The following is a 3024-nucleotide window of genomic DNA, read 5'->3' as shown; positions in this document are numbered from 1 at the left end:
GGCGCGACCATCCGCGAATCGCCCGCGGCCTGCCCGTCACCGCCCACAGCGGACGACCCCGGCTGTGACAGCGGCATGTCGATGGCTGGCAGCGGGAAACTCGACGACGAGCCGGAGGTATCCGACCAGCTACCGATCGCGACAACACCGCCGACAACGGCCACGACCCCGACGACGACCGCCACGCCGATCACGCGCCGCCTGGAGATGCCGCGCACGCCCGCGCCCCTCGCGCCCGCCAGCCCTCCCGTGGCCGCCGCGCCTCCTCCGGCCGTCGCGCCTTCCGGGGCCGTCGCGGCACCGCCCCACCAGTCCGCGCCAGGCGCCGACGCCGATGTCGCCACCGAAGTCGATGCCGGCCCTGGTGGTGGCGCCACCGCCGTCGTCGCGGGCGCCGCCGGGGCGCTGTCGGGATCCTGTACGTCCGGACCTGTTCTGACCATCCCGGTGGCCACCCTTCCGTCAGGTGTCAGCTCTCACGCTGCCAGCTCCTGGAAGGTTGGACGCTCGCCCAGCCGCTTCGGTTCACCCCAATTTCCCGATCACGTCGTGAAACGTCCGCCAGGGTGAAGACGATCGGCTCAGGAGGGCAGGAGGCGTTCGATGAAGGTCTGGAGCTGTTCGACGTTGCGGCATTCGACCATCTCGTCGACCAGGTCGGCGTAGGCGCGGGTGGCCGAGTCGCCCGAGCCCCAGTAGGTGCGCGGCTCGGGGTTGAGCCAGTAGGCGTGCCGGGCCTGCGCGCACAGCTTCCCGAACACCGGCGCGGCGGTCGCGCGGTAGTTGTTGCGGGCGTCCCCGAGCACGAGCAGGGAGGTCTTCGGGCCGACCGCCTCCGGATACCGGTCGGCGAACACCTCGAAGGCGTGCCCGTAGTCGCTGTGCCCGTCGAACCACACCAGGTCGGCTCCGTTGGCTATCCGCGCCATCATGTCGCCGAGGTCGGCTCCCCGCAGGAAACGGGTGATCTCGTCGGTGGTGTCGATGAACGCGAACGCCCGGACCCGGGCGAACTGCTCCCGCAGCGCATGCGTCAGCAACAGCGTGAAGTGCGCGAACGACGCCACCGACCCGGAGACGTCGCACAGCACGACGAGTTCGGGCTTGTGCGGCTTGTGCGGCCGGTGACGGGTCTCCAGCGGCACCCCGCCGGTGGCCAGCGAGGAGCGCACCGTGCGGCGGAAGTCGAGCCGGCCGGAGCGCCCGAGGCGGCGACGCGCGGTCAGCCTGGTCGCGAGCCTGCGGGCGAGCGGGTGGACCAGGCGGCGCAGCTCCGCCAGGTCCCGCTGGGAGGCGCGCAGGAAGTCGACCTGCTCCGCCAGCGGCTTGACCGCGCTCTTCGCGGCCGCGTCGGCCCCGCGTTCCTCGGCGAGCCGGCGACGCACCTCGCTGGCGACCATCTCCTCGAAGGCACGGATGCGCTCAATGATCGTCTGCCGGGCGACCCGCTCGGCGAGGCCGCCGGCCTCCTGGTCGCCGAGCATCGCGCTCAGCAGGTCGGCGACCAGGGTGTCCGGGGACAGTGCCCGCAGGGCCCGGTAGGCGAACCAGGAGCGCCGGCCGGGCGCGCCCGGCGCCGACCCGAACCTGGTCACGGCCTCGCGGGCGAGGCGGCGCAGCTCCTCGTCGTCCCCGCGCAGCAGGACGTCCAGCAGTTCCCCGCGCAGGGCCTGGCGCAACAGCTCAAGATCGTTTTCGCTGTCGGGCGCGCCGGCCGGCCGGCTCGGATCCGTTGCCGTTCCCGGTGTGCCGTCCTCGCCGGCCAGGAAGTCGTCAACGGACAGCCCGTCACCGATCACCGGCGGGAAGTAGAGGTCGAACAGTGTGTCGAAGGTCACCCGGTTGGTCGGGCGTTTGCACATCGTCGCCGCGAACCCGGCGCGCAGCGCCTCCCTGTCGAGCGGCCCGACGGCTGTGAGCGCGCGGACGGCGTCCACGGTCTCGGCGCTGCTCACCGCCATCCCCGCCTGTCGCAGCGCGGCAGTGAACACCACCGTACGGTCCAGCAGACTCATACCCGGCATCCCATCGGGTCACATAGTGCAACATAATGTTACTTTATGTTATAAAAACCCAGGCTGGGAACGATCAGTTAGAGCCGAGCTTGAGCTGGCCGATGGCTCGCGCCTGATCACTCACATGCTTGAGGACGACACCCAGGGTGGACGCCACGGCCTCCTCGTCGAAGGTGTCGATCCCCAGCGCCAGGACCGTCCGCGCCCAGTCGATCGTCTCGGCGATCGACGGGACCTTCTTCAGCTCCATCGCGCGCAGCGCCCGGATCGTGCCGACGATCGCCTCAGCCAGCCGCTCGGGCAGCTCCGGCACACAGGCGAGGACGATCTCCTTCTCCCGCGCCGGGGACGGGTAGCCCAGGTGCAGGTACAGGCAGCGGCGCTTGAGCGCCTCGGACAGCTCCCGGGTCGCGTTGCTGGTCAGCACCACGAGCGGGCGCTGGTGAGCGACGATCGTGCCCAGCTCGGGGATGGTCACCTGGAAGTCGGAGAGCACCTCCAGCAGCAGGCCCTCGACCTCGACGTCGGCCTTGTCGGTCTCGTCGACGAGCAGCACGGTCGGCTCGGTGCGCCGGATCGCGGTCAGCAACGGCCGGGACAGCAGGAACTCGTCGCTGAAGATGTCGTCGTGGGTCTCGTCCCAGGCCTCGTCACGACCGGCCTGGATGCGCAGGAGCTGCTTCTTGTAGTTCCACTCGTACAGCGCCCGGGCCTCGTCCAGCCCCTCGTAGCACTGTAGACGGATCAGTTCGGCGCCGGTCGCGGACGCGAGGGCCTTGGCGAGCTCGGTCTTGCCCACGCCGGCCGGCCCCTCGACGAGCAGCGGCTTGCGGAGCCGGTCCGCGAGGAAGACCGTCGTCGCTATGGCATGATCCGCCAGGTAGCCGGCCGCTCGCAGCCGGTCGTGAACATCCGCCACATCGGCGAAAGCGTGCTGCTGTAGCGGCATATACACCTCTTGTGTGATTCAGCCTCTCGTCCATAGTGCCAGCGATGGGCTGCTCGAGGC

General features: G+C 70.3%; 2 protein-coding genes and 1 pseudogene. All 3 read right to left on the bottom strand.

The window, feature by feature from the left end; genetic code table 11:
• Nucleotides 1-344, bottom strand: a pseudogene (locus AC5LSR_RS06765) (hypothetical protein); the annotation flags it as partial.
• A gap of 237 nt (nt 345-581) precedes the next feature.
• A complete protein-coding gene (locus AC5LSR_RS06760; protein WP_250285491.1) occupies nt 582-2015 on the bottom strand; it encodes a vWA domain-containing protein in 1434 nt (477 codons plus the stop codon).
• A 73-nt stretch (nt 2016-2088) separates the two neighbouring features.
• A complete protein-coding gene (locus tag AC5LSR_RS06755; RefSeq protein WP_250285494.1) occupies nt 2089-2964 on the bottom strand; it encodes an AAA family ATPase in 876 nt (291 codons plus the stop codon).
• Nucleotides 2965-3024: the final 60 nt, after the last annotated feature.

Source organism: Protofrankia sp. CiP1_Cm_nod4 (assembly GCF_982290645.1).
This window is presented reverse-complemented; position numbering and strand designations above follow the sequence as displayed.

What these genes read in the sequence shown, in the direction of transcription:
- AC5LSR_RS06760 (WP_250285491.1), bottom strand. Translation starts at nt 2,015, where the DNA reads ATGAGTCTGCTGGACCGTACGGTGGTGTTCACTGCCGCGCTGCGACAG.
- AC5LSR_RS06755 (WP_250285494.1), bottom strand. Translation starts at nt 2,964, where the DNA reads ATGCCGCTACAGCAGCACGCTTTCGCCGATGTGGCGGATGTTCACGAC.